At 63.3% G+C, this 25,529-nt stretch carries 23 protein-coding genes; 15 read left to right on the forward strand and 8 right to left on the reverse strand.

What is annotated here, in order from left to right; all coding sequences use genetic code 11:
• Nucleotides 1-125: 125 nt before the first annotated feature.
• Nucleotides 126-848 carry a D-arabino 3-hexulose 6-phosphate aldehyde lyase gene (locus tag GC162_06740; protein ID MBI1368335.1) on the reverse strand — a complete coding sequence of 241 codons (723 nt, stop codon included), beginning with the start codon at nt 846-848 and terminating at the stop codon, nt 126-128.
• 358 nt (nt 849-1,206) lie between these two features.
• Between GC162_06740 and GC162_06745 the strand changes: the two genes are divergently transcribed.
• Nucleotides 1,207-1,830 carry an FCD domain-containing protein gene (locus GC162_06745; protein MBI1368336.1) on the forward strand — a complete coding sequence of 208 codons (624 nt, stop codon included), beginning with the start codon at nt 1,207-1,209 and terminating at the stop codon, nt 1,828-1,830.
• Between the two features lie 127 nt (nt 1,831-1,957).
• On the opposite strand, the gene GC162_06750 is transcribed toward GC162_06745, so the two are convergent.
• From GC162_06750 to dnaN, 3 genes are all read right to left on the reverse strand, one after another.
• Nucleotides 1,958-4,444 (reverse strand): c-type cytochrome, encoded by a 2,487-nt coding sequence (locus GC162_06750; GenBank protein ID MBI1368337.1) that lies wholly within the window; start codon nt 4,442-4,444, stop codon nt 1,958-1,960.
• The gene (locus GC162_06755) at nt 4,434-4,958 is read right to left on the reverse strand and encodes a hypothetical protein (protein ID MBI1368338.1); all 525 of its coding nucleotides are present in this window, start codon (nt 4,956-4,958) and stop codon (nt 4,434-4,436) included. Before GC162_06755 ends, GC162_06750 begins: the two co-directional genes overlap by 11 nt.
• A 252-nt stretch (nt 4,959-5,210) precedes the next feature.
• On the reverse strand, nt 5,211-6,311 hold the full coding sequence (gene dnaN / locus GC162_06760) for a DNA polymerase III subunit beta (GenBank protein MBI1368339.1): 1,101 nt from the start codon (nt 6,309-6,311) through the stop codon (nt 5,211-5,213).
• 175 nt (nt 6,312-6,486) lie between these two features.
• Between dnaN and GC162_06765 the strand changes: the two genes are divergently transcribed.
• The 6 genes from GC162_06765 (at nt 6,487) to GC162_06790 (ending at nt 13,697) form a co-directional block, all read left to right on the forward strand.
• Entirely contained in the window at nt 6,487-8,163 is a 1,677-nt protein-coding gene (locus GC162_06765) for a hypothetical protein (protein ID MBI1368340.1), read from the forward strand.
• 84 nt (nt 8,164-8,247) lie between these two features.
• On the forward strand, nt 8,248-8,763 hold the full coding sequence (locus tag GC162_06770; protein ID MBI1368341.1) for a sigma-70 family RNA polymerase sigma factor: 516 nt from the start codon (nt 8,248-8,250) through the stop codon (nt 8,761-8,763).
• Nucleotides 8,756-10,180, forward strand: coding sequence for a hypothetical protein (locus GC162_06775; protein MBI1368342.1), 1,425 nt, complete (start codon nt 8,756-8,758; stop codon nt 10,178-10,180). The genes GC162_06770 and GC162_06775 overlap by 8 nt, the downstream gene beginning before the upstream one ends.
• On the forward strand, nt 10,146-11,498 hold the full coding sequence (locus tag GC162_06780; GenBank protein ID MBI1368343.1) for a hypothetical protein: 1,353 nt from the start codon (nt 10,146-10,148) through the stop codon (nt 11,496-11,498). Before GC162_06775 ends, GC162_06780 begins: the two co-directional genes overlap by 35 nt.
• A 55-nt stretch (nt 11,499-11,553) precedes the next feature.
• Nucleotides 11,554-12,807: a hypothetical protein gene (locus GC162_06785; GenBank protein ID MBI1368344.1), complete on the forward strand. Its 1,254-nt coding sequence runs from the start codon at nt 11,554-11,556 to the stop codon at nt 12,805-12,807.
• Nucleotides 12,804-13,697, forward strand: a complete 894-nt coding sequence (locus tag GC162_06790; protein MBI1368345.1) for a prepilin-type N-terminal cleavage/methylation domain-containing protein — start codon at nt 12,804-12,806, stop codon at nt 13,695-13,697. The genes GC162_06785 and GC162_06790 overlap by 4 nt, the downstream gene beginning before the upstream one ends.
• 805 nt (nt 13,698-14,502) lie before the next feature.
• On the opposite strand, the gene GC162_06795 is transcribed toward GC162_06790, so the two are convergent.
• A complete protein-coding gene (locus tag GC162_06795; protein MBI1368346.1) occupies nt 14,503-15,285 on the reverse strand; it encodes a glycosyltransferase in 783 nt (260 codons plus the stop codon).
• Nucleotides 15,286-15,412: 127 nt separating this feature from the next.
• Between GC162_06795 and GC162_06800 the strand changes: the two genes are divergently transcribed.
• The 3 genes from GC162_06800 to ilvE all read left to right on the forward strand — a co-directional run bounded on the left by GC162_06800 (nt 15,413) and on the right by ilvE (nt 17,068).
• Nucleotides 15,413-15,685, forward strand: a complete 273-nt coding sequence (locus tag GC162_06800; protein ID MBI1368347.1) for a 50S ribosomal protein L35 — start codon at nt 15,413-15,415, stop codon at nt 15,683-15,685.
• 90 nt (nt 15,686-15,775) lie between these two features.
• Nucleotides 15,776-16,147: a 50S ribosomal protein L20 gene (rplT, locus tag GC162_06805; protein MBI1368348.1), complete on the forward strand. Its 372-nt coding sequence runs from the start codon at nt 15,776-15,778 to the stop codon at nt 16,145-16,147.
• A gap of 48 nt (nt 16,148-16,195) precedes the next feature.
• Entirely contained in the window at nt 16,196-17,068 is an 873-nt protein-coding gene (ilvE, locus tag GC162_06810) for a branched-chain-amino-acid transaminase (GenBank protein ID MBI1368349.1), read from the forward strand.
• A gap of 78 nt (nt 17,069-17,146) precedes the next feature.
• Here ilvE and GC162_06815 read toward each other — a convergent pair whose 3' ends face one another.
• The 3 genes from GC162_06815 to GC162_06825 form a co-directional block, all read right to left on the reverse strand.
• A complete protein-coding gene (locus GC162_06815; GenBank protein MBI1368350.1) occupies nt 17,147-18,202 on the reverse strand; it encodes a PEP-CTERM sorting domain-containing protein in 1,056 nt (351 codons plus the stop codon).
• Nucleotides 18,203-18,496: 294 nt separating this feature from the next.
• Nucleotides 18,497-19,213 carry a hypothetical protein gene (locus GC162_06820; GenBank protein MBI1368351.1) on the reverse strand — a complete coding sequence of 239 codons (717 nt, stop codon included), beginning with the start codon at nt 19,211-19,213 and terminating at the stop codon, nt 18,497-18,499.
• A gap of 54 nt (nt 19,214-19,267) precedes the next feature.
• Nucleotides 19,268-20,470 (reverse strand): gfo/Idh/MocA family oxidoreductase, encoded by a 1,203-nt coding sequence (locus GC162_06825; protein ID MBI1368352.1) that lies wholly within the window; start codon nt 20,468-20,470, stop codon nt 19,268-19,270.
• Between the two features lie 150 nt (nt 20,471-20,620).
• On the opposite strand from GC162_06825, the gene GC162_06830 reads away from it, so the two are divergent.
• The 5 genes from GC162_06830 (at nt 20,621) to GC162_06850 (ending at nt 25,474) form a co-directional block, all read left to right on the forward strand.
• Nucleotides 20,621-20,842 (forward strand): hypothetical protein, encoded by a 222-nt coding sequence (locus tag GC162_06830; protein MBI1368353.1) that lies wholly within the window; start codon nt 20,621-20,623, stop codon nt 20,840-20,842.
• Nucleotides 20,843-20,972: 130 nt separating this feature from the next.
• Nucleotides 20,973-21,818: a metal-dependent hydrolase gene (locus tag GC162_06835; protein MBI1368354.1), complete on the forward strand. Its 846-nt coding sequence runs from the start codon at nt 20,973-20,975 to the stop codon at nt 21,816-21,818.
• Between the two features lie 153 nt (nt 21,819-21,971).
• Entirely contained in the window at nt 21,972-23,678 is a 1,707-nt protein-coding gene (locus tag GC162_06840; GenBank protein ID MBI1368355.1) for an FAD-binding protein, read from the forward strand.
• Between the two features lie 23 nt (nt 23,679-23,701).
• On the forward strand, nt 23,702-24,304 hold the full coding sequence (locus GC162_06845; protein ID MBI1368356.1) for a gluconate 2-dehydrogenase subunit 3 family protein: 603 nt from the start codon (nt 23,702-23,704) through the stop codon (nt 24,302-24,304).
• Between the two features lie 129 nt (nt 24,305-24,433).
• The gene (locus GC162_06850) at nt 24,434-25,474 is read left to right on the forward strand and encodes a gfo/Idh/MocA family oxidoreductase (protein ID MBI1368357.1); all 1,041 of its coding nucleotides are present in this window, start codon (nt 24,434-24,436) and stop codon (nt 25,472-25,474) included.
• The last annotated feature ends 55 nt before the right edge of the window (nt 25,475-25,529 follow it).

Raw genomic sequence — 25,529 nt, forward strand, 5'->3', positions numbered from 1 at the left:
CTTGAAGCAGCACATCGCTCTCGCCGATCGTCGGCCGGGCGATCTGACGCACTTCGACGCTGAACTTTTCCGATGCGAAATTGACGACGGCGGATTCGCTCATGGGTGACCTCGTTTCGATGATTTTATGACGTCGACTTTGAAGATGAACCCACCGGGACATCGCCATGCTCATGCACGCGATCGCAGATCATGCGCAGCGAGGCCGCCAGATTGCCGTCCGCGGTTTTGAATGCATCGGCGTCGATCGTCAGCGGCGCGCCAAGCACGACCAGCGGGGCGCCGTAGCCCGGCGTCGCCACCGCCTGCTCGATCGACAATCCGCCGACCGCCTGCACGGGCACGTCGACCGCCGCCACGACCTGGCGAAGCTGATCGAGCGGGCTGGGCATGCGCTGGCCCCGGGCTCCGATGCCGCGCCGTTCGTCGTAGCCGATGTGATGCACGATGTAGTCGCAGCCGAGGTCGGCGAGCTGCTTCGCGGCGTCGACCATGTCGGCGCAGCCGAGGTTGTCGCCCATGACCTTGATGTTCAGATCGCGCCCGGCTTTGACGACGCAGCGGATCGTCTCCTCGTGCGCCCGGGCCATGACGACGACATGCGTCGCTCCGGCCCTGGCCATCACCTCCGCTTCCAGATACCCGCCGTCCATCGTCTTGAGGTCCGCCACGATCGGCGTATCCGGCCAGCGCTCGCGCAGCGCCCGCACGCCGTGCATCCCCTCCGCCAGGATCAGCGGCGTCCCCGCCTCCAACCAGTCCACGCCCGCATCCAGCGCCATCTGAGCCGTCGCCAGCGCCTCGTCAAGCTCGATGATATCGAGGGAAATCTGCACAATCGGTCGCATGGGCGGCCTCGTCAAAACATGTTGTTTGGAATCGTATCTTGCAATGCCACATGATCTTGTTAAGATCATGCATGATGCATGATACGGATTCCACCATCACTGTCAATCGCCGCCTCAACCCCTCCCCCTCGAAGGGGGAGGTTGGGAGGGGGATTTCGAATGGGGCAACGCACAAATTGCCGGACTGCGCTGCGCGAATCAATCCCTCCCCCAGCCCCCTCCCTTCAAGGGAGGGGGATTTCGACTACGAAGGACGTTTTCATTGATCGATGATGTCGCCACGCATTCGAATCCCTCCCCCGGCCCCTCCCTTCGAGGGAGGGGTGATTCATCCGCCGTCCCCCCGCCGCGCACGACGATGCGGACGCTCGCAGGGCGGGTTCATCATGAACTGCGCAAGCGCATTCTCGGCGGCGTCATCGCCCCGGGCACGCGGTTGATCGTCGACAAGCTCGCGGCGGAATTTGATGTGAGCATCACGCCGGTGCGCGAAGCGATGCGTTTGCTCGAGCGCGACGGGCTGATCGCTTTTCGCCCTCACTGCGGCGCGACGACGACGTTGCCGTCAGCGGAGCATTTCGCGGACCTCAATGCCGTGCGATCGGCGCTGGAGCCGGTGGCGACCCGTGCGGCATGCGCCCGGCTGTCGCAACCCGATTTCGTCCGGCTCGATCAGACGCTCGCCGTGGGCTACGCCTGCATCGCCAGCGATGCGGATGTGGATGCCTGGCTCGATGCCGACCAGCGCTTTCACGCCCTGCTCGTTCATCGCAGCGGCAACGCGCTGCTGGAGGAAATCCTCGGCCAGCTCTATGACCGCATCCGCCTGCACCGCGAAATGTATTTCATCAGCCCCCAGCGCCTCGCGCAGTCGGTGCATGAACACGCCGTCATCATCGAAGCCCTCCGCGCTCGCGATGCCGACAAGGCGGGCGACCTCATGTCGCAGCACATGCACTCGCACGTCCCGCTTCAGTCGTAATGCTTACCCCCTCTCCCACCGGGAGAGGGCTGGGGTGAGGGTGGCTGCGGATGGAGGCGCGCTGCAAATCGAAACCAGCCGGTACTTGAACGCACCCTCTCCCGGAGGGAGAGGGAATGAAGACCACTCACTTAAGCGTCATCAAATACGCCACCAGATCGCGCATCTCCTCCTTCGTCAGCGCCGCCGAAAGGCCCATCGGCATGACGGAGACGTCCATGAGTTTGCGGTCGGTGAGGTCGTCGGTGTTGATCGTGAAGCGCTGGCCGGCGGGGTCGACGAAGGTCTGTTTGCCGTTCTGACCGCCCTGCGGGAGCATGATGCCCATGAGCGTCTTGCCGTCCTTCATCGTCATGACATTCGCGACGAACTGCGGGGCGATTTCGCGGCTCGGTGTCAGAATCGATTCGAGCAGCCAGCGCGGCGTCGCGCGACGCCCCACCACCGAAAGCTCCGGTCCGATCTCCCCGCCGCGACCGTCGATGCGGTGGCAACGGTTGCATGCAGCGAGTCGGGGTTGGAAGAACACGCGACGCCCCGTCTCCGGGTCGCCGCCTTCGCTGACGACCTTGAGCCAGCCATCGACGTCCGTGATCGCCGGACGATCCGCCGCATCGGGCGGCGCGGTGCGCAGCGAGCGCTTGGCCTCCGCGGCGACGACGCCTTCGCTGTCGCCGGCGAGTTTCTCAAGTTCGCCCTTGAATTTGTCTACGTCCGCCGCGAGACCGACGACGGCTTCCGCCCGCACATCGGCGGCGATGGCGTGATCGTCAGCGATCTTCATCAGCACATCGAATCGCCCGCCGTCCTTCTTATCGCAGAGCGTGCGCACGGCTTCGAGCGCCAGATGCTTGTCCGCGCCGTGGGCCAGTTCGCTCAATAGATCGAGCGACACCGCGCCGTGGTTCGGGTCGATGACGCGCAGCGCCATGGCGCGAATGGTCGGCGTGCTGCTGGCGTCCTTGAGCCGCTCGACGGCGTACTTGTCGATCGACTCGCCTTTGCCCGTGACCTTGCCGGTTTCGAGCCACTCGATCGCCGCCAGATACGCCGAGAATAGCCGCGACGTCATCACGTTGCCGTCCGCCAGCGCCGCCAGCAGGTTCGGCTCCATGTCCTTAACCTTATCATCGCTCATCCATCGCACGGCAAACAGCCGCACATCGGCGCTGCCGTCGCGCAGCGCGTCCGGCACGACCTTGTGCGCGTCCATGTGGGCCAGTCGCATCGCTTCGACGACGCCGAGGCGCTGTGGTGCTTCGAGCGATGACCATGACAGATCGGAAAGGCCCGGCAACTGCGACAGACCGTACACCGCCGCCTGGCGCGTGAACGGGTCCGCATCGCTCATCGCCGCCAGCAGCGTCGGCACATCGCGCGAGGCGCGCAGATCATTCGCCCGCTTCTCCGCATCGGTGACCGGCACGGGGTCCGGTTCCTTCACGAACGTGAGTTTCGTGTCGCTGGACAAACGCCAGATGCGGCCCTTGCCGTGCAATGTGTAATTGCGATCGACCCAGTCGCCGAAGTAGATCGATCCGTCGGGCGCGATGGTCATGCCCGTCGGGCGGAAGTCCTCGCCGCCGATGACAAGCGGCACGAGCGGCGCGGCGAACGTCGCGCCGCGGGCCGTCAGCGGGTACGAGTCGACGCGGTGATCGCCCCATGACGTGACGATGACGCGGCCCAAGATATCGGCGGGCATGTTGTAGCGGTCGTAGTAGACGATGCCGGTCGGCGCTTCGCCGGTTCCGTTGAGCATCGGCAGCGTGCCGGGCAGTTCGCCGTCCCATGCCTGCAACGGATGCAGCCCCGACCGCCCGTAGCGGAACGAATATCCGTAGTCCCCGCCGGGCACGACATGGTTGAGCCGGCACGGCGGACGCGAATCGGGATCGTTGTCGATCATGAGCAGGCGCTGATGCGAAATCATGCACAGCCCGAACGGGTTCCAGAAGCCGGTGGCGTAGTGCGTGAGGTTCTTGCCGTCGAGGTCGAAGCGGAAGATGTTGCCGCCTTCGCCGTCGAACTTGTAAGTCTTGCCGTCGGCGCCGATGAGCGTGTAGGTCTGCCCGAGGTTTTCGCCGATGCCGACGAAGACGTGGCCCGCATCGTCGAACGCCATACCGCTCATGCCGTTGTGCGGGTAATTGGCGGTGGTTTCGAGATGGGACAGGTCGATGCGTTCGTCGGCCGCGCCGTCGCCATCGGTGTCGCGCAGCTTGAACATCCCGCTGCGCGTGGCGACATAAACGTACCCGTCCGGCCCGCACTTGAGGCCCATCGTCAGATCGCTCTGGTCATAGAACGTCGTGAACTTGTCGACCTTGCCGTCGCCGTCGGAATCTTCGAGGACGCGGATGCGGTCGTGCGGCGGGCCGGCGTAGTCCTTGGGGCGGAAGTGCGTGGCGGACTCGACGACGAGGATGCGCCCTTTGGGATCGACGGTCATCGCGATGGGCGTGACGATCTGCGGCGCCTCGGCGACGAGTTCGATCTTCAGGTCCGGCCGCTGCACCTGGGGCAGATCGGCCGCCAAAGAAAAGACCGCTGTGCATGCAAGCACCGCGGTCGCGATCAACGATTGCATCGGTTGATGCCGGTCAAGAATCATGGCGGGTATCCTCGCGTTCGAGTAGATGATCAATCAGATCATGATACTCGATCGCGAGCTTTTCGGAGCGGGTCAATCCTCGTTTGAACAATTGATAGGCGTGAATTACCGCCGCGATGATGCCAGAGATAATCGACGAAACGAAAAACCCCAACGAGATGCCGATCACAAGGCCGGCACGCATCGCGGAGACATTCAGGTTGCCGTCATCGTTCGGATCGCTCGTGAGGCCGCGAATAAGTTCCTCCCAGCGATGAACGAGCACTAAACAAAACACCAAAAGAACGATCTGAAACTCCGCCAACAGAATGAAGAACCATGCCAGTAATCGCATTCGGCGAAGCTTCTTTCGGAGTTGCTCAATGTATTGCTCGTCGGTGAGTTCCGGTCTGCGGACAGGGAGGCCAAGGAATTTGGGAATGTGGGACGATTCGTTCGCGTCCACGCCACCGGGGGCGTCAGGAGCGCGGCCGGACGGCATGGTCAGATTGGCATGGACCTCACCGGAAGACATGCTCAATTATAGGCGGCGCGCCACGAATGCTGCCAAGCCGCGAGCGGCTAGTCGGCGGCGTGGTGGCCGTTGCCGTTGAGGGGTTCGATGCGGGTGATGTGACGGGGGTCGAGATAGGTGAGTTGCCTTTTGATCGACGAGCCGCGACCGTGAGGGAGCGGTCAAGGCGCGTGACAATGGGTGACGCCCTGACCGCTCCCTGACGGTCGCGGCTCGTTAAATACATCTCACTCGTGCCAAGCCGTGAGCGGCTTAGCCCAAGCTGACGGGCATGACGACGTAGAGGAAGTCGGTGCCGACTTTGAGGGTGCCGGGTTTGTTGGGGGCTTTGAGTTCGATGGCGATCGTGTCGGCGTCGGCGACCTTGAGGACGTCGAGGATGAACTGCGGGTTGAACCCGATTTCGACGGCGTCTCCCGTGTAGGACTCGATGGGCACATGCACTTCGGCTTCGCCCATCTCGGGCGCGCGGCTCGACAGGGCCAGCTCCTGTCCGCTGAAGGCGAACTTGACGCCCTTGGATTCTTCGTTGGTGAGCAGCGCGGCCCGGCGCACGGCGGACGCGAGCAGGTCGGTCTTGAACGACGCCTTGCGGTCCTGATCCTTGGGCACGACGTCCTTGTAGGGCGGGAACGAACCTTCGACGAGGTTGGACGAAAGTGAAGCGCGCTCGGTGGCGAAGTGCGCCTGATTGTCGGCGACTTTGACGCGGACGGTTTCGGAGGGATCGTCGAGGAGCTTGATGAGCAGGTTCAGGGCCTTGGTGGGCACAATCGTCCCGCCGGGCTCGCCCTTGGCTTCGGTGCAGGCGCCTTTGGCGAGGGCGAGGCGGCGGCCGTCGGTGGCGACCATGGTGAGTTTCTTGGCTTCGCGTTCGACGAGGACGCCGTTGATGGCGTAGCGGCTCGTCTCGCGGGCGGTGGCGAAGATCGTCTTCTGAATCAGGTCGCTGAGCGTGCCGGCCTTGATCTGATAGTCGGGTTCGCCGGCGAAGGGTTCGACGGGCGGGAACTGCTCGACGGCGGGGCCATAGATTTTGAAATGCGAGTCAGCGCCGCGGATATGCGTCGCCTCCTCGTCGGTTTCGATCGTGATGGTGGCGTCGGCGGATTCACGGACGATGGCGGTGAGCTTGTCGGCGGGGGCGAGCACGGCTCCGTCCTCGACGACCTCGACCTGGTTGATCGAAAGATGAATACCGACTTCCATGTCCGTCGCCGCCAGCGTCAGAACGCCGCCCGCCGCTTCGAGCTTGACGCAGAGCAGGACGGGCTTGGGCGTGCGGTTGAGCACGGCTCCGCCGATCAGGTTCAGGGCCTCGACAAGCACACCGCGATCGCAATTCACTTTCATGTTCGATCCTTCCTTCAGATTGCAGTCGCATAAGTTACCACGCCCGCGGGCATGCGACAAATGGGGCGATCCCGCATGAAATCTTCAAAAAAAGGGTTTCGCGGATCGGCCCAGCGCGTTAAGGTACGAATCGGGAGCGACGGACGCACATCGACGCACATACGGGGAACCGGCGATGACCACTTTGAGCACACGCGCGATGGCGGGGGCGGGGTTGATGTTCATGGGCGCGATGACGCTGCGGGCGGAAGTGCCGCAGGCGTCGCCGAGCCGGCTGCATCAGATCGCGCCGGACGGGGTGGCGGACTTCGATGCGTCGAGATACGACCTGGAGGAGCTTTTCGCCGAGATCAGGATTCCCATCGTGCAGGGGGATTTTGACGGCAATGGGCAAACGGATCTGGCGCGGACGAACACGAAGCGATTCGATCAGCCGGGCGGCGCGTTTGAGTTGCTGCTGAGCAATCGATTCCCGACGGGCCTTCAATTCGCGGAGCAGAGGATCGACGCCAGTCCCGACGGGCTGGGCCTGGTTGGCGACGTCGACGGCGACGGACATGACGATCTGGTCTTCTTCAAGCATGCCGATGCGAGCGTCACGCAGATCAGCGAAGCGTTCGCCCCCAGCGGCGCGGTTTTCAACGCTGTGCTTTCATCCGATGGCGATCGGGCGATCTACCTGGGCGACTTGAACACGGCGGGGACGTTCGAGTTGTACTTCCGCCCGACCGATCTGTCGGCTTCGCAACAGAAGATCAGCGCCCCGCTGGTCGTCGGGGGCGATGTGTTCGGGTTTGATGCGCACTTCGGCTCGGGGCAGACCTACACCTTCGTCTATCACGCGGACGGCGACACGAACGGCGTCAACGAGCTAATCGGCGGGAGCGACACGCAGCCGGCGATCAAGCTCAGCGGACCACTGGTGAGCGGCGGGCAGGTGCTCAACTTCCAACTCACCGACGATGGGCAGGACGTGGTGTATCTGGCCACGCAGCTTTCAACGGGTCATCAGCAGTTGTTTTACTCGCATACGGACGGCTCGGAGATGGGCGAACTGATCAGCCAGGCCAGTCCGGTCGGTCAGGTGTTCTCGTACAAGGTCGCGCCGGGGGGCGGGTTCGTCGTGTACCGGGGCAACCCGGAGGACGGCGGGGTCAGTGCGCTGTACACGACGCCGATCGGCGCGGTGGCGTTGCAGACGAAGTTCGTCACGCCGTCGGGCGGGAAGATTTACGATGATTTTGACATCAGCGCGGATGGGAAATGGACGGTGTTTCGAGGCGACGGGGCGAGCGTCAACGTGGCGGAGCTTTACACGGCTTTGACGGACGGCACGGGGCCTGTCACGCGCGTGCATCCGGCGTTCAACGTCACGCGCGATGTGCTCGATTTCAAAATCACGCCCGACAGCCGGTTTGTCGTGTATCGCTCGGATGAATTGATCGACAACGTGTTCGATCTGTTCATCGCGGAACTGGGCACGAGCGGCGAGGAACGGCTGGTGAGCGATTCGCTGGGCGGGTCGCGCGATGTGCTGGACTATGTGATTTCGCCGGACAGCCGGTGGGTGCTGTACCTTGAGGACGCGGACGGGAACGGGACGGGCGATGTGCTGATGGCGTCGGCGCTCGACGGGTCGGTGCATCCGTTTCTGGTCAACACGGGATTGGGTTTGGGGCACTTTGGGAAATTCGACTTCACCGCCGACGGGCAATTCGCGGTCTGGATGCAGGATGTGGACCGGGATGGGCATTTTGAGTTGTACGCCCGGCTGCTTCCGGAGCCGGCGAGTTTTGTGATGATGCTGGGGGGATGGGGATTTTTGCGGCTGCGGCGGCGATTGAAGGCGTAGAACGAGGCGGGAATCTTCAAAATATTTTCCGGCGGGGTGTCCTAAAGCGCCTGACGGCTGTGATATGAGCGATGGAGGCCTTTCATGTCCGTCCCGCAGAATGTGATTGTGCGAACGCTGATGCGCGACCGCGCCAAGCTGCTGGCGTATATCTGGTCGATCGTGCATGACGGGCACATCGCGGAGGATGTTTTGCAGGACGTGTCGGTGATCGCGGTGGAGAAGCGCGAGCAGATCGAAAATGAGGCGGTGCTGGCGGCGTGGCTTCGGACGACGGCGCGGCACCGGGCGCTGTACGCCTTGCGTCAGGGCCGGAGCAAACCGCTGACGCTCGACGCCGGCGTGCTGGATCAGCTTGAAGGCGAGTGGGCCGAGCGCGACGCGGTGCCGACGAACCGGCTGATGGACGCATTGCGGGAGTGTCTTTCGCATCTGACGCCGCATGCCCGGCGGATCATCGACCTTCGCTACATGCGCTCGTGCAGCTCGCAGCAGATCGCGGCGGATTTGGGTTTAAGTGTCGCGGCGGTTTACAAGACGACGACGCGGGCGCATGCCGCCCTGTCCGATTGCGTGCGGGAGCGGATGAGCCATGAGTGACGCGATGACGAACATGGCGCTGGAGGAGTTGATCGCGCGATACCTGGAGGGCGTGGCGGACGCGGCGCAGACGAGTGCGCTCAATGCCATGCTCGCCGGCGATGCGGCCGCGCGGCGGATGTTCGTCGACCGCTGCCTTCAGGAACGCTGCCTCGCCGAGCTGGCTCCGCAGGAAGGATTCGTCGCTCAGGTGTCAGGGGTCGGCAAAATCACCCGTCGCCCCCACGCCGACGCTGAGCCGGCTCTGAGGCGAAGCGTCTGGTACGCAAAAGGATTCAGAGGTCAGGGTTCGGGGTTCAGCGTCATGGCAGCGATCGCCGCGCTTTTCGTCATCGCCGGCGCGCTCCTGTACATCTTCCTGCCCGCTGCTCCACACTCCCAACTCCCCATTCCGCACTCCCCCGCCCCCATCGCTCTCCTCTCGGACCTTTCCGACAACGCGCAGTTCATCGACGCGCCGCACGCGCTCGGCTCCGACCTTTTGCCCGGCGTGATCGCGCTCAAACGCGGGTCGGCCCAGATCGCGTTTCGCTCCGGCGCGGTCGTCGATCTGACCGGGCCGTGCGAATTTGACATGACCGGCGAGAACCGCGGGTATCTGCGGCATGGCCTGTTGACCGCCTACGTCCCCGCCGCCGCGCGCGGGTTCACAGTGGGCCTGATCAGTCACGCGCACATCGTCGACCTGGGCACGCGCTTCGCCATCGACGACGCCTCCGACGGCTCCGCCCGCCTGCGGGTGCTCGAAGGCCGCGTGCGCATCGACGATGTGGAGCCCGCCGCGCTCGTCCTCGAAGCCGGTCAGGGTCGGCGCATCAGCCGCGCCGGCCGCATCCTTCCGCTGGCCCTTTCGTTCGATGTGGACGGCGAAGCGAGCGGCGGTTCCATCACCGATCCCGACGCCGCCGCGCTGACGGTCGGGCCGGGGGCGGCGACGTCGCTGGGCGTCTCCGTCACGCTGAGCGCGAATCTCAACAAGTGGCGCGATCGTCGCAATGAACTGAGCCCTGATGTCGAGCACTACAACCTGCTCCGCGATTTCGTCTACGAAAACTCCGGCGATCCCGTGACGATCCGCATCGACGGCCTGCGACCGCAGACCGCCTACGACCTGACCGTCTACTCCTTCGACGCTCAGTCCAATGATCAGACCAAAAGCGCCTGGTTCGCCGACGAAGCAGCCGGCGCCCCGCTGCATGTGCACACCATCCACTGCAAGAACCCCGCCGCCGGCGCGTTCACGCTGCACCTGACCTCCGACACGCGCGGCCGACTCCGCCTCGTCGCCAAACCCTGGGGCGGCGACCCGTCGATCGTGATCTTCAACGGCCTGACCATCGCCGAATCCGACGCCGACCCTGCGCCCGCGACTTCGATCAGCAATGCGCCGCCCGCACACTTTGACAAGGAGCAATGAAATGAGAAAGTCCATCCTCCCCGCCGTCCTGATCGCCGCCTCCCCGCTGCTCCAGTGCGCGAGCACGCAAGCCGACATCACCACCGGCCTCGTGAGCCGATACGCCTTCGACAGTCCCGCCAATCCCGGCCTCGACTCCGGCGGCAACAACTTTCAGGGCACGAACAGCGGCGTCGACATCGTCGATGACCCGACGCGCATCACCGCCGCACTCTTCGATTCCAGCGATTCAATCACCGCCCCCATCTCCACGCTCAGTTCCTCCGGCTTCACCGTCTCCCTCTGGGTCAACCGCTCCGCCACCGGCAATTCCGTCAATAATGGCCTGTTCACCATCAACGACGGCAACGCCGCCAACAAGACCCTCGGCGGTTGGGTCAATACCTCCGACCAGGTCTGGGGACGCATCATCGCCGGCGGCACGCACGACCTCCCGCAGGATGCCGACTCCGCCATCCCCGACGGCACATGGTCCCTCGTCACCTTCCGAGGCACCGGCTCCAGCTACCAGGTCTTCGTCGACGGCGTCAACACCACCAACAACGTCGCCTACTCCGGCTCCTTCAGCACCGTCATCAACACCCTGCTCATCGGCCGACAGGGCTCCGAATCGTGGAACGGACGCATGGACGACTTCCGCGTCTACAACCGCGCCCTGAGCGACTCGGACATTCTCGAACTCTACAACGAACCCGCCAGCGATCGCATCTACGCCAATCATGTCCAGTTCGACATCAACGGTTCGACAGCGAGCGGCACCACGCAAAGCGGATACACCCCCGTTACCGCCGTCGGCCCCACCAGCACCGAATCCCTCCTGACCACGCTGACCATCAACGGCGCCCTTGATGAATTCCGCGACCGCGGCAACACCGCTTCGCTCCCCTCCTCCAATCCGCAGTTCAATCTCCTGCGCGATTTCGTCTTCGAGAACGACGGCCAATCCGTCCAACTCGATCTGGCCGGCCTGCGACCCTTCACGCTCTATCAGGTCACCGTCTATTCCTACGACTCGCAGAACAACGGCACGAAAAGCGAGTGGTATCAGGACGCCATCAGCGGCTCCCCCCTCGCCGTCCACACCATCACCAGTTCCTCCCCCTCGACCGCCGCATTCATCATGAACCTCTTCGCCGACGCCAACGGCGACATGCACATTCTCGCCCAACCCTTCGGCGGCGGATCGGGCATCGTCATCGTCAACGGCATCGAACTGACCATCATCCCCGCCCCCGCCGCCCTCCCCGCCGGCCTCGCGCTGTTGGGGTTGATCCTGATCGGCCGCCGCAAGAATTATCTTCATTCCGCTCGCTCCTGAGGTTATAATGGTGGACCAGAGGTTCCATTCAATTCGACCCCGAAGGAGACTGAGCATGAAGACCCTCGCCATCGCTGTTGTGTCGTCCCTTGCCCTCGCCGCCGCCGCGCCGGCATCGACCGTCATCCCCGGCTTCGCCGCCAGCGCCCAATTCGACGTCAACTTCCCCACCGGCCCCGTCACACAATCCGGCTACACCGGCTTGCAGGACGACGGCAACGGCGCCGGCTCCAACACCTTCAACGCCACCGCCCCCAGCGGTGTCAAACTCACCATCACCAACCCCAATGACCAATCCCGCGACCGCACCGGCGGCGGCGTCCTCGCCGGCAACCCCGATGCCAGTCTCCTCCGCGACTTCACCTTCACCAGCACCAGCAGCACCGTCACCACCGACGCCCTCCGCGCCGACCTGACCGGCCTGGCCCCCAACACCGCCTACACCGTCCGCGTCTACACCTACGACACACAGAACGACAAGGCCGGCAGCTTGTGGTTCGCCGGCGCCTCCGCACCCGCCACGCTCAACTCCAACGACCCCGCACTCGTCGGGTTCTACGACAACCGCCTCGCCAGTCCCAACTCCGGCTTCCTCGACCTGAACCTCACCTCCGACGCTGCCGGCGCCATTCATCTTTACACCCGCGGGTCCACCGGCTACGCCGGCAACGCCCTGGCCTTCCTCAACGGCCTCTCCGTCACCGCCATCCCCGCCTTGACCGACGTCATCAAGGCCGACATCAACAACACCAACGCCGGACAAGGCCCCACCAACGTCACCAAGGCCGGCTTCTCCGCCATCAATCCCGTCAACAACATCGGCACCCTGACCAGCGGCTCCGTCACCGTCACCGTCACCTCCGACCGCACCGACAACCCCACGCGTAATCGCAACAACTCCGGCGACGCCCTCTTCAATGACTTCATCCTCTCCAACGCCGAGATGCGCATCGACCTGAGCGGCCTGACGCTCGGCAAGCTCTACTCGCTCACCATTTTCTCGCAGGACACCAGCGCCAACAGCGGCGTCTATACCGATTGGTTCCTCAATAATTCGACCACACCCTTCAAACAGGGCGCGTTCAACCTCGGCGCCGCCTCCACCGCGCAGGCCGCCATGGGCTTCACCACCTATTTCGCCGCCACGCAGACGAACATGACGATCTTCGGCCGCTCCGGCGCACCCGGGTCCTTCGTCTTCCTCAACGGCCTGATCCTCCAGGAATCCGTCGCCTTCATCCCCGCCCCCGCCGCACTCCCCGCCGGCCTCGCCCTGCTCGGAGCCCTCGCGTTCCGACGACGAAAATGAAACACACCGACGCGCATCACGATCGCCCGACAGCGGCGCTTGCCCCGCATCACCGATGCACGTCCCCGAGGCGGGGTGACTTCAGTCACCCCGCATTCACCCTAATCGAACTCCTCGTCGTCGTCAGCATCATCGCCTTGCTGATCGCGATTCTCCTGCCCGCCCTCTCCCGCTCGCGCGAGATCGCCAAGCGCACCGTCTGTCTCTCCCATCTCAAATCCATCGGCGCCTGCGCCATCACCTACACCACCTCCAACCACGGCGACTTCTTCGCCCCCAATACCTTCAACGTCCAGATCGCCTTCGTGAACGTCACCGGCAACCGAGGCATCGATGCGCTCAAAACCGTCAACCTCGTCGGCGACATCCCCGTCGACGTCGGCGGCGGATATAAACGCCTCCCGCCCTCACCCGTCTTCAACTGCCCCTCGCGCGATTACCAATCGCAGTGGGAGACAGCCACGACGAGCTATGACCAGCTTGTCATCGCCTATCAGTACTTCGGCGGGATCAAGACATGGACCCTGCCCGCCGGTCTGACCGTCCCCTCGCGCAGCCCCGTCAACATCGCCGCGGCGCACGGCGACTGGCTGCTGGCGTCCGACACGACCATGGAAATCGACCTGGCCTGGGGCGCCGGCCGGCCCACCGCCTACGCCAACATGCCCAGCCACCTCGCTGGCAACGGCGAACTGCCCCTGGCCAATCCCGCCGCCGCCAACGAACTGCTCCCCGCCGGCGGCAACCAACTCTACACCGACGGCTCCGTGAGCTGGATGCCCTTCCAGAACATGCTCCGCCTCCATAGCTGGGGCGGCGAAGCCCGCCGCGCCTACGGCTTCCAAAACGACTGGGGCAACTACGTCCCCGCGGCGAATCCGTATTTCTGATCCGCCCCCGCTCGCCCTCCGACTTAACCAATCACAAATGCCCAATGCCTGATGACAAATGCATTGGTCATTTGTCATTGGTCATATCAGACACGGCGTGTTGGCCAGCATGTTGGGCAGGATTCATCCTGCCGATTGCCCGAATGCGGCGTGCCATATCCCATTTTTACTACGACACTGAAAATCCCCGGGCCGAGGGCGGCCCGGCTCAGACTTGCCTCGCAATGAGAACGACACCTGTCTGCCACGTGGATGCCGAATCGACGGCGGTGTCTTCCGAAATGACCGATGACAAATACCTCATGCCTCATGCCCCATGCATTGGACCCGGCGATGAATCCGACGAGCGAAAGGGAGAACCCCTCAACGCGAACGCGTGTGATTGTCGACACGGCGGCGGAGATCGACTTCGCGGACGTGCGGGGTTAGAGGCGGTCAAGCGATGGGGGATCGCGGACTGAATGCGGCACGATCTGGCGGGCGGACGGAGGGCCGGGGTGATGTGGGATTTTGCAAATCATCGCGCATGGATGTTTCGCATTTGGCGCACGGGGAGGGCAAATTAGCAGCCGGCGTGCGCATGCGTGGATATAAGTCCTGAAAAGTCGCGCAAGGGTGTGACGCGGCGCTCCATCGGGGTGCGCACCGGCGCGCCTGTGCGCGCCGGGTCTGGCGTCCGGCGTGCGGAAGGCGTTGATTTGGCGGCGATAATGGGCAGAGGTGGCGCGTGACGGCCCCCGTGCGAGAGGTTCGGCTCGGGGCGCCGGGGGATTTTGCAAAGGGAGCTGCGCGTGCGAAGCGGGGGTTACGGGCTGGATGATTTTTGCTGTTGGAGGTGCCAGAGGCGGGCGTATTTGAGTTGGACGCTGAAGGCGGCTTTCTGGGCGACGAGGAGGCCGAACGACCCGTCGAGGAAGCTGCGTTTGAGGAAGAAGAATTTGACGAAGGCCGCCCACGGCCGCAACCACAGGCCCAGCAGCCCCACGCGCTTGCCCTGCGCGTACATTTCATGAGCCAGCGCGTCGGCCCGCTTCTCGTAGCGTTCGCCGTCGAAGTAGTCGTTCCAATGGTCGGCGTAGCGGTTGTGATAGATCGGGGCGGCGAGGTTCAGGACGCTGCCGTCGGTCGGGGCGGGGCGATCGTGAATCGAGCGCTGGGGCCAGGCGACGCGCTTGCGGTCGATCAGGCGGGCGATGCGGTCGGGGTCCCATGCCCGCACGTGACGCCCGAGCAGGTAATTGCGGCGGGGCATGGTGATCACGGGGTGCATCCGGAATTGATCATCACGCAAGGCGGCGACGGCGGCGGAAAGCTCGGGGCTGATCTCCTCGTCGGCGTCGAGAATGAACACCCAGTCATTGGCGGCGGCGTCGACGATCAGCCGGCGATTGGTGGTGAAATCGACCCAAGGGTGATACTCGACGCGGGGCGTGAACTGGTGAGCGATGGCGACCGTGTCGTCCGTCGAGCCCGAATCGAAGACGACAATCTCGTCCACCCACGGGCAGGCCCGGGCGGATTCGAGGGTATGGGCGATCTTGGCGGCCTCGTTGCAGGCCAGGATGCAGACGGAAATCTTGGGCGGCATCCGCCCATGATAAACCCGAAATCCAAAACTCGAAACTCGAACCCCCGGAAGCGCGAGGCAGGGCGGGTTTGCGGCCGGGGCTCCGCCTTCCAGTTTCCCGGCTGGGCTGGACTTGAAGTTGGGCAAGATGTCGCTAAACTATGGGGCTCCACTTTGGATTCATGACCTACGGACAGGACGGCTCGATATGAAGCTCAAATCGCACAAGGGTACGTTGAAACGCATGCGTGTGACCGGCAAGGGCAAGGTCAAGCACAAGCGTTCGGGTACGAGCCACCTCATGAGCGCGACGAACGGCAAGGATTCGCGTCGGCTTCGGCAGGCGCTGGTCGTGTCCAAGCCGGTCGCCAAGAAGCTCGAGAGGGTGCTGCACATGCGACTGATCGGCCGCGAGCAGTAAATAGCTGCCGCCGCCGCCATCTGCGGCTCGGGCGACGAAATCTCCGCATGTGACGGAGTCCCGAATCCGCGATACTGACAGGAGTTCCCCATGCCTCGCGCACGCAAGGGCGCCGCTCGGCGTCAATCCAAGAATCGTCTGTTCAAAGCCGTCAAGGGCTATCGCGGCGCCCGCTCGCGGCTCTTCTACCGTGCTTTTGAAGCGGTTACCCGGGCGGGGGTGTACGCCTACCGCGACCGCCGCGCCCGCAAGCGCGAGTTCCGGCAGTTGTGGATCACGCGTATCACCGCCGCCTGCTCGACCCGCACGATCCGTTACAGCCAGTTGATCAACGGCCTGAAGCTCGCTGACATCCGCCTCAACCGCAAGATGCTCAGCGAGATCGCGATCGCCGACCCCGCCGCCTTCGACGCCATTGTCGAAGCCGCCAAGGCCGCGCTGTCCGCCCACAAGGCCGCCTGATCGCTCCGCTGCTCCCGCGACAAATCATCACCTACCGAGAGACTCGACGTGTCCGACAAAGCCGTCTGGTTTAACGGGGAATTGGTCCCCGCCGCGCAGGCGAGCGTGAGCGTGTTCGATCACGGTCTGCTCTACGGCGACGGCGTCTTTGAAGGCATCCGCGCCTACAACGGGCGGATCTTCAAGATGCGTACGCACCTGAACCGCCTCTTCGACGGCGCGAGCCGGATCGACCTGAAAATCCGGCACACCCTCGAAGAACTCGAAGCGGGCATCCGGCGGACCTGCGCCAACAACGGGATCGCCAATGGGTACATCCGCCTCTGCGTCACGCGCGGCACGGGGTACCTGGGGCTCAATCCCTACTTGTGCGAAAAGTCCAACACGTTCATCATCGCCGACACCATCTCGCTCTACCCCGCGGAGATGTACGAGAAGGGCATGCCCATCATCACCGCCAAGACCCTCCGCAATCACCCCCTTGCGATGGACCCGGCGGTCAAGAGCATGAACTACCTCAACAACATCCGCGCCAAGATCGAGGCCGTCAAAGCCAAGGTCCCCGAAGCGCTGATGCTCAATTATCAGCACAATGTCTCCGAATGCACCGGCGACAACATCTTCATGGTCAAGGCGGGTGTGCTGACGACCCCGCCGCTCTCGGCGGGTCCGCTGCCGGGCATCACGCGGGGCGTCGTGCTCGAACTGGCCAAAAAGGCCGGCATCAAGACGCGCGAAGCCGACTTCAAGCTCGATGACCTTTACGCCGCCGACGAAGTCTTCCTGACCGGTACGGCCGCGGAAGTCATCGGCGTGACGAAGATCGACGATGTGACGATCGGCTCGGGCAAGCCCGGGCCCGTCACCGGCCGGCTTATCGCCGACTTCCGCAAACTGCTCGAAAATCCCCCGGAGGATTGAGCGGGCGGCCGCATGCATGAACCCAATGAAAAAGCCCCGCATCGCGCGGGGCTTTTTTGTTGGCGTATCAATCGGCGATCAATACAGGCGCCAGCGGCGGCGGATGAAGAGCATGCAGGCCAGGCCCAGCACGCCCAGTTCCGCCGGCTCGGGCAGGGGAATCGCGGCGACGGTCACGGAGGCCAGGTCCCAGCCCATGACGTCGAACGCCCGCAGGTCGAGCGTGGAGATCGACAGCAGTTCGCCCGGCGCGGCGGTGGGGTCCATGATGCCGATGCCCAGATTGTCCTTCCAGTGGCTGGCCTGCCGGCCGTCGCCGTGGACCTGGCCGGTCGAGAAGGTCGTCAGACTGGTGGCGCCGCCGTCGATGGAAAAATACTTGGAGGCGGAACCGGCGGTCCAGTCGATGGTGCCCGCGCCGCCGGCGGCGATGCTCGCGGCGGAGAATCGGAACATGTCCAGCGGGTCGACATAGGTAAAGACGTTGTCGGCGAAGAAATTGGGGCTGGTGCTGTTGGTGTCGAGGATGTCGACGCCGGAGATGAATCCCAGCACGTGTCCGATTTCATGCGTGGCCACGCCGACGAAGTCGTAGGCGCCGCCGGTGATGCCGTTGGTCGGATCAAAGTCCCAGGTGAACTGGTCGGAGAAGGCAATGCTCGCGTCGACGGCGGGATTGTTGGCGGCGAGCAGGCCCAACGCCTTGGCGTTGGCATTGGTCATGTAGACGGTCGTATTGTTGGCGTCGCCGTCGTTGTCGAGGTACGTGGTCGCGCTGCCGGACCCGTTGGGGTTATTGCTGGTGTAGTTCAAGAGCATCTTGAACGATGAGCCGGACTGAAGCGACGCGGTGGCGGAGGCGTCGTCGGTGCTGGTGGCGTCGGCGTTCATGGCGTTCTTGAAGTTGGTGTAGTTCGTCGTCACATGCGACGAACTGGTGGAGCCGAGGATGCCGGCTCCGAGCGTGGTGAAATTGATGTTGATGTTGATGGTGACGGAGTCGCTGAAGACATTGGACCAGCGTGCCGCCGCGGCGTTGAATCCGGCGATGGCCTGAGCACTCATTCCGCCGGCGGGCACGAGGTTGAACGTCAGGGCGGCCTGAGCCGGCGAACCGGCGGCGAGCCCGATCATTCCCGCGATCGCACACCCGAGTCCGAACCCGCGCGCAGCAACGCACGCACGTCTCAAACCGACTGACAATCCCATTGGTGGCCTCTCGTTCCGCACTTAGGGTTTCATTCGCCTTTTACACACGAGCGGTTTCTCACGCCGCTCGATGGTCAGAATATACCCATGGGCGAAATGCCTTGTCAATAAAAATCTTAAAAAAGCGGGAGTGCCTTCGCCGCGTCGGTGCCAAGCGACAAAACGCCGCGGGACGAACCCGGGGGGGGGCGGTGATCGCAAAACCAGCGTTAAGGCGGCTTAAGCGAACAGATGGCTGGACCGCATGCTCACCACGCGGGGCTGAAGCGCCCGGCCGGGGCACGAAGTCGGGTTGATCTCCTGGTGCGTGTAAATCTGGTTTTCGGAGATCGAGAAGAAGCGGCGGAGTTGGCGGACGGTGCCGTGCAGAGCTTCGAGCTGAGCGGCGGAAGGCGACTGGATGTCGAAGTTGCCCATGCACATGACGCCGATGTTGTGCTCGTTGTGATCCTTCACATGAGCGCCTTGATAGCGCAGGTCGCGGCCTTCCCAGAGTCGGCCGGCGCGGTCGATGACGTAGTGGTACCCGATGTCGGACCATCCGCGCTGAAGGTGCGAGCGGCGGATGAGTTCGAGGTAACTGCGGGAGGAGTTGTAGTCGGTGAAGGTGACGGCTTCGGGCATGCCGTCGTGGTGGATCGTCAGCTTGTTGACGCCGTTCATCGGATTGATGTCCGAGAGGCGGGGGCCGGCGTGCGTCCAGTTGTCGCGCGAGATGGGCTGTATCGAACCGGCGGGCGGTCGAACGGCCTGCTGTTGGGCCTGCGAAGGCGTCTGCGGCGGCGGCACCGTCCGCGCCACGGGCGGAGCGGCGTTCACGTTCGGCCAAACGCCCGACATGTTGCCCGATGAACCCACCGTCCGGACGTTCTGTTCGCAACCAGCGGCGACCAGCGCCAGGGACCCGATCAGAAAATGGCGACGTTCCATATGCATCTGCGATTATATCGACCACTTCGCCGAACGCGCTGAATTTTTCGGGGAATTCGCCTATTTCACCTCGCTGAGCTTGATCCACTGGCGATTCTTGGCGCTGAGTACCGCCGCTTCGAGCACGCGCTGCGTTTGGTAAGCATCCTCAAAATCCGGCACCGGCACTTCGGGCTTCTTCCCGGCGATGTCCGTCAGGATCGCAGACGTGCAATTGATGAATCCATGTTCGTATCCAAGGATGTGCGCGTCGGGCCACCAGGCGTGGGCGAACGGGTGCTTGCCCGCGTCGGTCGCCATGATCCGACGCCACCCCGCGACCTCCGCATCGTCGGCTGCGTTGTAGTACCAGAGCAGATTCGCATCTTCAAAGTCCCAGCGGATCGAACCCTTCTCGCCGTTGACTTCGATGCGGTTGGCGTTCTGATTGCCGATGGCGAAGCGCGTCGATTCGAAGGACGCCACGCCCCCGCCGCTCAAATTTGCAAGGAACAGCACGGCGTCGTCGACGGTGACTTTGCCCATCTTCTTCTTGCCGGTGACCTTGCCGCCCTTGATGTTGCCGGTGTCGGCTTCGGGGATGACGCGTTCCTTGATGAAGGTCTTTTCGATGGCGCCGCAGACTTCGGTGACTTCCTCGCCGGTGATGAACCGGGCGGCGTCGATGATGTGGGCGCCCAAGTCGCCGTGTGCGCCGGAGCCGGCGACCTTCCCGTCAAATCGCCAGACGAGCGGCGTGTCGGGCCCAGCCCATCCTTGCAGATAATTGGCCCGCACATGGAAAATCCGCCCGATCTTGCCTTCCTGTACGAGCTGCCGCGCCAATGCGAGCGCCGGGCAGCCGCGATAGCTGAACCACACGGCCGTCTTGACGCCCTTACGTTTCGCCTTCGCCGCCGCGTCGCGCATCGACCGCGCTACCTCCAGCGTCGCCGCCAGCGGCTTCTCGCACGCCACATGCTTGCCCGCCTCCAGCGCCGCCACCGCGATCGGCTCGTGGTAATTGTTCGGCGTACACACGTCGATCAGATCGATCTCGTCATTGGCGACGACCGCTTTCCAGTCCGTCGAGCTGTTCGCCCAACCCCACCGTTTCGCGAACGCCGGCGTACCCACCGGGTCGCGACCCACCACCGTGTGCATCACCGGCTCGACCGGAAGATTGAAGAACTTGGCGACCTTCAGATACGCATTGGCGTGCGCCCGGCCCATGAACTTCGTACCCACCAGCGCGACGTTGCACACCGACTTGTCTTTGGCCATGTAACGATCCCTTTCGTGATGAATGCCTCGCAGACGGAGGGAGTGATTTTGCAGGGTCGTTAATCATAATCGTCGCCCCACGACGAGTGCAACCTTGGTTCGACCGCCCGCCGGCACTACAATGACCTGTCCAGCGTGAAAGGAGTCTTCATGCTTGATCGACAAGAGGTTCTGGACCGTTACTTTCCCGAAGTCCGCGCGTGGCTGATTCAGATCGCCGCGGTGATGGACCGTTGCGATCGAAGCGAAGGCGACGTCAACTCCGACGCCCGACTCGCCATGTATCAGCAGTCCCTCAAGGTCCTCATGGACAACCGCGCCCCCGATCGCGCGGAGCGCATTCAGAAGATCTTTTCCGACCCGGTGGATTGAAAATGACCAATGTCCAAGCACCAATGACCAAGGAAATGATCAAAGACCCACTGTCAAAAATGAAAGGCCGAATGCCGTTCCATCATTGGTCATTGGGATTTGGTCATTGGTCATTTAAGCGGAGCGCCCCATGTATCTGATCGACCCGCATATTCATTGTGTTTCGCGGACGACGGACGATTATCAGCGGCTGGCCATGAGCGGGACGGTCGCCGTGTCGGAGCCCGCCTTCTGGGCGGGGTATGACCGCTCCTCGTCCGACAGCTTCTGCGACTACTTCCGTCAGCTCACCGAGTTCGAGCCCGCCCGCGCGGCCCAGTTCGGGATTCAGCATTACACATGGATGTGCATCAACGCCAAGGAGGCGGAGAACGTCAGTCTCGCCCGGGAAGTCATCGCGCGCATCCCCGAGTTCATGGATCGGCCTAACGTGCTGGGCATCGGCGAAATCGGGCTCAACAAGAATACGAAAAACGAAGCGCTGATCTTCATGGAGCAGGCCCAGTTCGCGGTGCGGCATGGGTATCTGATTCTGATTCACACGCCGCATCTGAAGGACAAGCTCAAGGGTACGATGATGATTCTCGACATGCTGCGCGAAGTCGGGGCGAATCCGGATCGCGTGCTGGTGGATCATGTCGAGGAGCACACGATCAAGCCGGTGCTCGACGGCGGATACTGGTGCGGCATGACGCTGTATCCGGTCAGCAAAATGACGCCCGCCCGCGCGGCCGACATGCTCGAGATGTATGGGCACGAACGCACCTGCATCAACGCCGCGGCGGACTGGGGCGTCTCCGACCCGTTCAATCTCCACCGCTGCACGCTCGACTACCGCGCCCGAGGCCACAGCGAGCAGGAACTGCTGGACATCTTCCACAACAACCCCGTCCGCTTCTTCAGCCAGAGCGAACATTTCAAAGTCAAACCGCTGACCATCGAAGCGGGCGCGACCGCGGAAGTTTCGGGCAAATAATCACAAAGACACGAAGGCACGTAGACACGAAGGGAATTGCAATTTGAAAGCCAATGCATTCAAATTGCAGTTCCCTTTTTTGTCTTCTTTGTGCCTTCATGTCTTTGAGTCTTTGTGTCCATCGTCGTCAGATCGTAAAGGAGCCCGCCAGGCATGAGTTCCAAAACGCAGCGGAAGTATGACGTGGTCATCGTCGGTTCGGGCGCGGGCGGCGGCATGGCGGGGTATGTGCTCGCGCATGCCGGGCTCAAGGTCTTGATGCTCGAAGCGGGCCGGCACTACGATCCGACGACCGAGACGCCGATGTTCAACACGCCCAATCAGGCCCCGTTGCGCGGCGTCGGCACGCCGGAGAAACCCTTCGGGTTTTACGATGCGACGGTCGACGGCGGATGGCAGGTTCCCAACGAACCGTACACCAGCGCTCCCGGCAGCGAATTCCAATGGTGGCGCGCCCGGATGCTCGGCGGGCGGACGAATCATTGGGGGCGCATCGCGCTGCGTATGGGGCCCTACGACTTCAAGCCGCGCGCTCGCGACGGACTGGGCATCGACTGGCCCATGACCTACGACGAGATGGCGCCGTGGTACGACAAGACGGAGGAACTCATCGGCGTGTTCGGCTCCAACGAGGGCCTGGAAAATACGCCCAACTCCTCCCCCGGCGTACTGCACGCACCGCCCAAACCGCGCGGCTACGAACTGCTCACCAAAAAGCACTGCGACCGGCTGGGCATTCCCGTGATCCCCTCGCATCTTGCGATTCTGACCCGACCCATCAACGGACGCGCCGCCTGTTTCTACGCCACCGATTGCGGGCGCGGCTGCTCCATCAAGGCGAACTTCCAATCGACGACCGTCCTGCTCCCCCCCGCCGTCGAAACCGGTAATCTCGACATCCGCACCGGCGCGATGGCCCGCGAGGTCACGCTCGGCAAGGACGGCAAGGCCAACGGCGTCGTCTTCGTCGACAAGGCCACCGGCAAGGACGACTTCGCCCCGGCTCATGTCGTCGTCCTCGCCGCCAGCGCCTGTGAAACCGCCCGCATCATGCTCAACTCCAAGTCCAACCAGTTCCCCGACGGCATCGCCAACACGACCGGCCTCGTCGGCAAATACCTGATGGACACGGTCGGGGCGCGGCTCGCCGGTCACATTCCGATGCTCGAGAATCTTCCGCCGCACAACGAGGACGGCGCCAGCGGGATGCACATGTACATGCCCTGGTGGGGCTATCAACAGCAGGCCAAGAACCAGCTCGATTTCCCCCGCGGGTATCACATCGAATTCGGCGGGGGCCGGCGCATGCCGCACATGGGCTCCGTCAGTTGGGTCCCCGCCATGCAGAAGACCTACGGCCGGCAGCTCAAGGAGGACGCCCGCCGATACTACGGCGCGGTGCTCAACTTCTCCGGCCGCGGCGAGATGATTCCCAATGAGGACTGCTACTGCGAGATCGACCCGGATGTGAAGGACAAGTGGGGCATCCCCGTGTTGCGCTTCCACTGGAAGTTCTCCGACTACGAACTGAAGCAGGCGGTGCACATGCAGCAGACGTTCAAGCAGATCATCGAATCGATGGGCGGGACGATTTTCGGCGAGGCGGCGACCGAGGGCAGCAAGTGCATCTACCCCGGCGGAGCGATCATTCACGAAGTCGGGACGACCTGCATGGGCGACGATCGGAAAAAGAGCGTGCTCAATCAATGGGGGCAGGCGTGGGACGTGCCCAACCTGTTCGTCACGGACGGCGCGCCGTTCGTGTCCAACGCGGACAAGAATCCGACGCTGACGATTCTCGCGCTGGCGATGCGCAATTGCGATCATCTGGCGGGTCTGATGAAAGGAGGCGAGCTTTGAATTCGCACAACGATCCCATGTCGGTGAGCCGGCGCGAGGCGATCAAGTGGATGATCGCGGCGGCGGGAACGATCTCGGTGCTCGATCCGCAGAGCTTCGGCGCGACGACGCTGCCGTCGCGCATCGGGTCCGATCCGAATCTGCTCAATCCCGTCGTCCCCTGGCCCCGCACGCTCAGCAAGGAACAGCTTCGCATGCTCGCATCGCTTTGCGATCTGATCATCCCCGCCGACGACCGCTCCCCGGCGGCCAGCGCCGTCGGTGTGCCGGACTTCATCGACGAATGGGTCAGTGCTCCGTACGACGAACAGCAGAACGACCGCAAAGTGGTGCTCGAAGGCCTCGACTGGCTCAAGGCCGAATCGATCAAGCGGTTCAACAAGCCGTTCGACGATCTGGACGGCAAACAGATGGCGGCGATCGCCGACGACATCTGCGACCCCGGAAAGGTGAAGGCGGAATGGCGGAGCGCCGCCGGATTCTTCGGCCGCGTGCGCTGGCTGACGCTCGGCGCGTTCTACACGACGCCGGAGGGTATGAAGGACATCGGCTACGTGGGCAACACGCCGATGGCGACCTTCCCCGGCCCGCCCCCGGAAGTGCTCGCGAAACTGGGGCTCGCGTGATACGCACACAAGGCGGGGGGACTTCAGTCCCCCCGCCTCATTTACCCGCCTCTTTCGTCATTTCGCACCCTCTGTTACGCTTATCCATCCGTATCCAATCCTCGATTCACCCGCACAAGGAAACGTCACGTGAAGCAAGTCAAGTATGGTGTCATCGGCGGCGGAGCCATCGCCCAGCATCGTCATCTGCCCGAAGGTCACGCCAACCCCAAGTCGACCATCGCCGCCATCGCCGACCCCGTCGCCGATCGCGTCAAGGCCCTGTCCGAAAAGTATGGCGCGACGCCGTACACCGACTACAAGAAGATGCTCAAGGAAGCGGACATCGACGCGGTGGTGGTGTGCGGCCCCAACGCGCTGCACGCCCCGATGACGATCGACGCACTCAAGGCGGGCAAGCATTTGCTGTGCGAAAAGCCCATGTCGACGACGCGCTCGGATGCCAAAAAGATGATCGCCACCGCCAAAAAGACCCGCAAGTTCCTGATGATCGGGCTCAATCAGCGCCTGATGCCCCCGCACGTCCGGGCCAAAGAGATTCTCGACTCGGGGCGGGTGGGCAAGGTGCTCTCGTTCCGCACGGCGTTCAAACATCCGGGGCCCGAGGGATGGAGCGTCGACGGGTCCAAGAGCTGGTTCTTCCAGAAGGGGTCGGCGTTCATGGGCGTGACCGGCGATCTGGGCGTGCACAAGGCCGACCTGATGCGCTGGCTCCTCGGGCAGGAGTTCACCGAAGTCGGCGGCATCCTCGCCACGCTCGACAAACGCACCCCCGATGGCAAACTCATCGGCCTCGATGACAACGCGTACCTGACGCTCAAGACCGACAAGGGCGTCGTCGGGTCGATGATCCTCTCGTGGACCAACTACGGCGCGGAAGAGAACTACACCGTCGTCTACTGCACCAAGGGCGTCGTCTCCATCGGCACCGATCCGGCCTTCGGCGTCGTAGTCAACTACCGCAACGGCGACATGGAAAAGCACAAGGTCGGCGAGATGGCGACCAACGAAAAACAGGTCGCTTCAGGCGTCATCGATGCTTTGACCGATAGTATCCTCAAGAACAAAAAGCCCTCGATCGACGGCGAGGAAGGTTTCCGATCCCTGGATGTGATCCTCACCGCCATGGACGCCGCCAAACAGGGCAAGACGCTCAAGATCAAATACTGACCCCCGGATTTCACAAGGCGGGGGGACTTAAGTCCCCCCGCCTCATCTTCAAAGG

The sequence above is a fragment of the Planctomycetota bacterium genome (assembly GCA_016125255.1).
Lineage (GTDB): Bacteria > Planctomycetota > Phycisphaerae > Phycisphaerales > Zrk34 > RI-421.

What these genes read in the sequence shown, in the direction of transcription:
- GC162_06740 (MBI1368335.1), bottom strand. Translation starts at nt 848, where the DNA reads ATGCGACCGATTGTGCAGATTTCCCTCGATATCATCGAGCTTGACGAG.
- GC162_06745 (MBI1368336.1), top strand. Translation starts at nt 1,207, where the DNA reads ATGCGGACGCTCGCAGGGCGGGTTCATCATGAACTGCGCAAGCGCATT.
- GC162_06750 (MBI1368337.1), bottom strand. Translation starts at nt 4,444, where the DNA reads ATGATTCTTGACCGGCATCAACCGATGCAATCGTTGATCGCGACCGCG.
- GC162_06755 (MBI1368338.1), bottom strand. Translation starts at nt 4,958, where the DNA reads ATGTCTTCCGGTGAGGTCCATGCCAATCTGACCATGCCGTCCGGCCGC.
- dnaN (MBI1368339.1), bottom strand. Translation starts at nt 6,311, where the DNA reads ATGAAAGTGAATTGCGATCGCGGTGTGCTTGTCGAGGCCCTGAACCTG.
- GC162_06765 (MBI1368340.1), top strand. Translation starts at nt 6,487, where the DNA reads ATGACCACTTTGAGCACACGCGCGATGGCGGGGGCGGGGTTGATGTTC.
- GC162_06770 (MBI1368341.1), top strand. Translation starts at nt 8,248, where the DNA reads ATGTCCGTCCCGCAGAATGTGATTGTGCGAACGCTGATGCGCGACCGC.
- GC162_06775 (MBI1368342.1), top strand. Translation starts at nt 8,756, where the DNA reads ATGAGTGACGCGATGACGAACATGGCGCTGGAGGAGTTGATCGCGCGA.
- GC162_06780 (MBI1368343.1), top strand. Translation starts at nt 10,146, where the DNA reads ATGCGCCGCCCGCACACTTTGACAAGGAGCAATGAAATGAGAAAGTCC.
- GC162_06785 (MBI1368344.1), top strand. Translation starts at nt 11,554, where the DNA reads ATGAAGACCCTCGCCATCGCTGTTGTGTCGTCCCTTGCCCTCGCCGCC.
- GC162_06790 (MBI1368345.1), top strand. Translation starts at nt 12,804, where the DNA reads ATGAAACACACCGACGCGCATCACGATCGCCCGACAGCGGCGCTTGCC.
- GC162_06795 (MBI1368346.1), bottom strand. Translation starts at nt 15,285, where the DNA reads ATGCCGCCCAAGATTTCCGTCTGCATCCTGGCCTGCAACGAGGCCGCC.
- GC162_06800 (MBI1368347.1), top strand. Translation starts at nt 15,413, where the DNA reads ATGTCGCTAAACTATGGGGCTCCACTTTGGATTCATGACCTACGGACA.
- rplT (MBI1368348.1), top strand. Translation starts at nt 15,776, where the DNA reads ATGCCTCGCGCACGCAAGGGCGCCGCTCGGCGTCAATCCAAGAATCGT.
- GC162_06815 (MBI1368350.1), bottom strand. Translation starts at nt 18,202, where the DNA reads ATGATCGGGCTCGCCGCCGGTTCGCCGGCTCAGGCCGCCCTGACGTTC.
- GC162_06820 (MBI1368351.1), bottom strand. Translation starts at nt 19,213, where the DNA reads ATGCATATGGAACGTCGCCATTTTCTGATCGGGTCCCTGGCGCTGGTC.
- GC162_06825 (MBI1368352.1), bottom strand. Translation starts at nt 20,470, where the DNA reads ATGGCCAAAGACAAGTCGGTGTGCAACGTCGCGCTGGTGGGTACGAAG.
- GC162_06830 (MBI1368353.1), top strand. Translation starts at nt 20,621, where the DNA reads ATGCTTGATCGACAAGAGGTTCTGGACCGTTACTTTCCCGAAGTCCGC.
- GC162_06835 (MBI1368354.1), top strand. Translation starts at nt 20,973, where the DNA reads ATGTATCTGATCGACCCGCATATTCATTGTGTTTCGCGGACGACGGAC.
- GC162_06840 (MBI1368355.1), top strand. Translation starts at nt 21,972, where the DNA reads ATGAGTTCCAAAACGCAGCGGAAGTATGACGTGGTCATCGTCGGTTCG.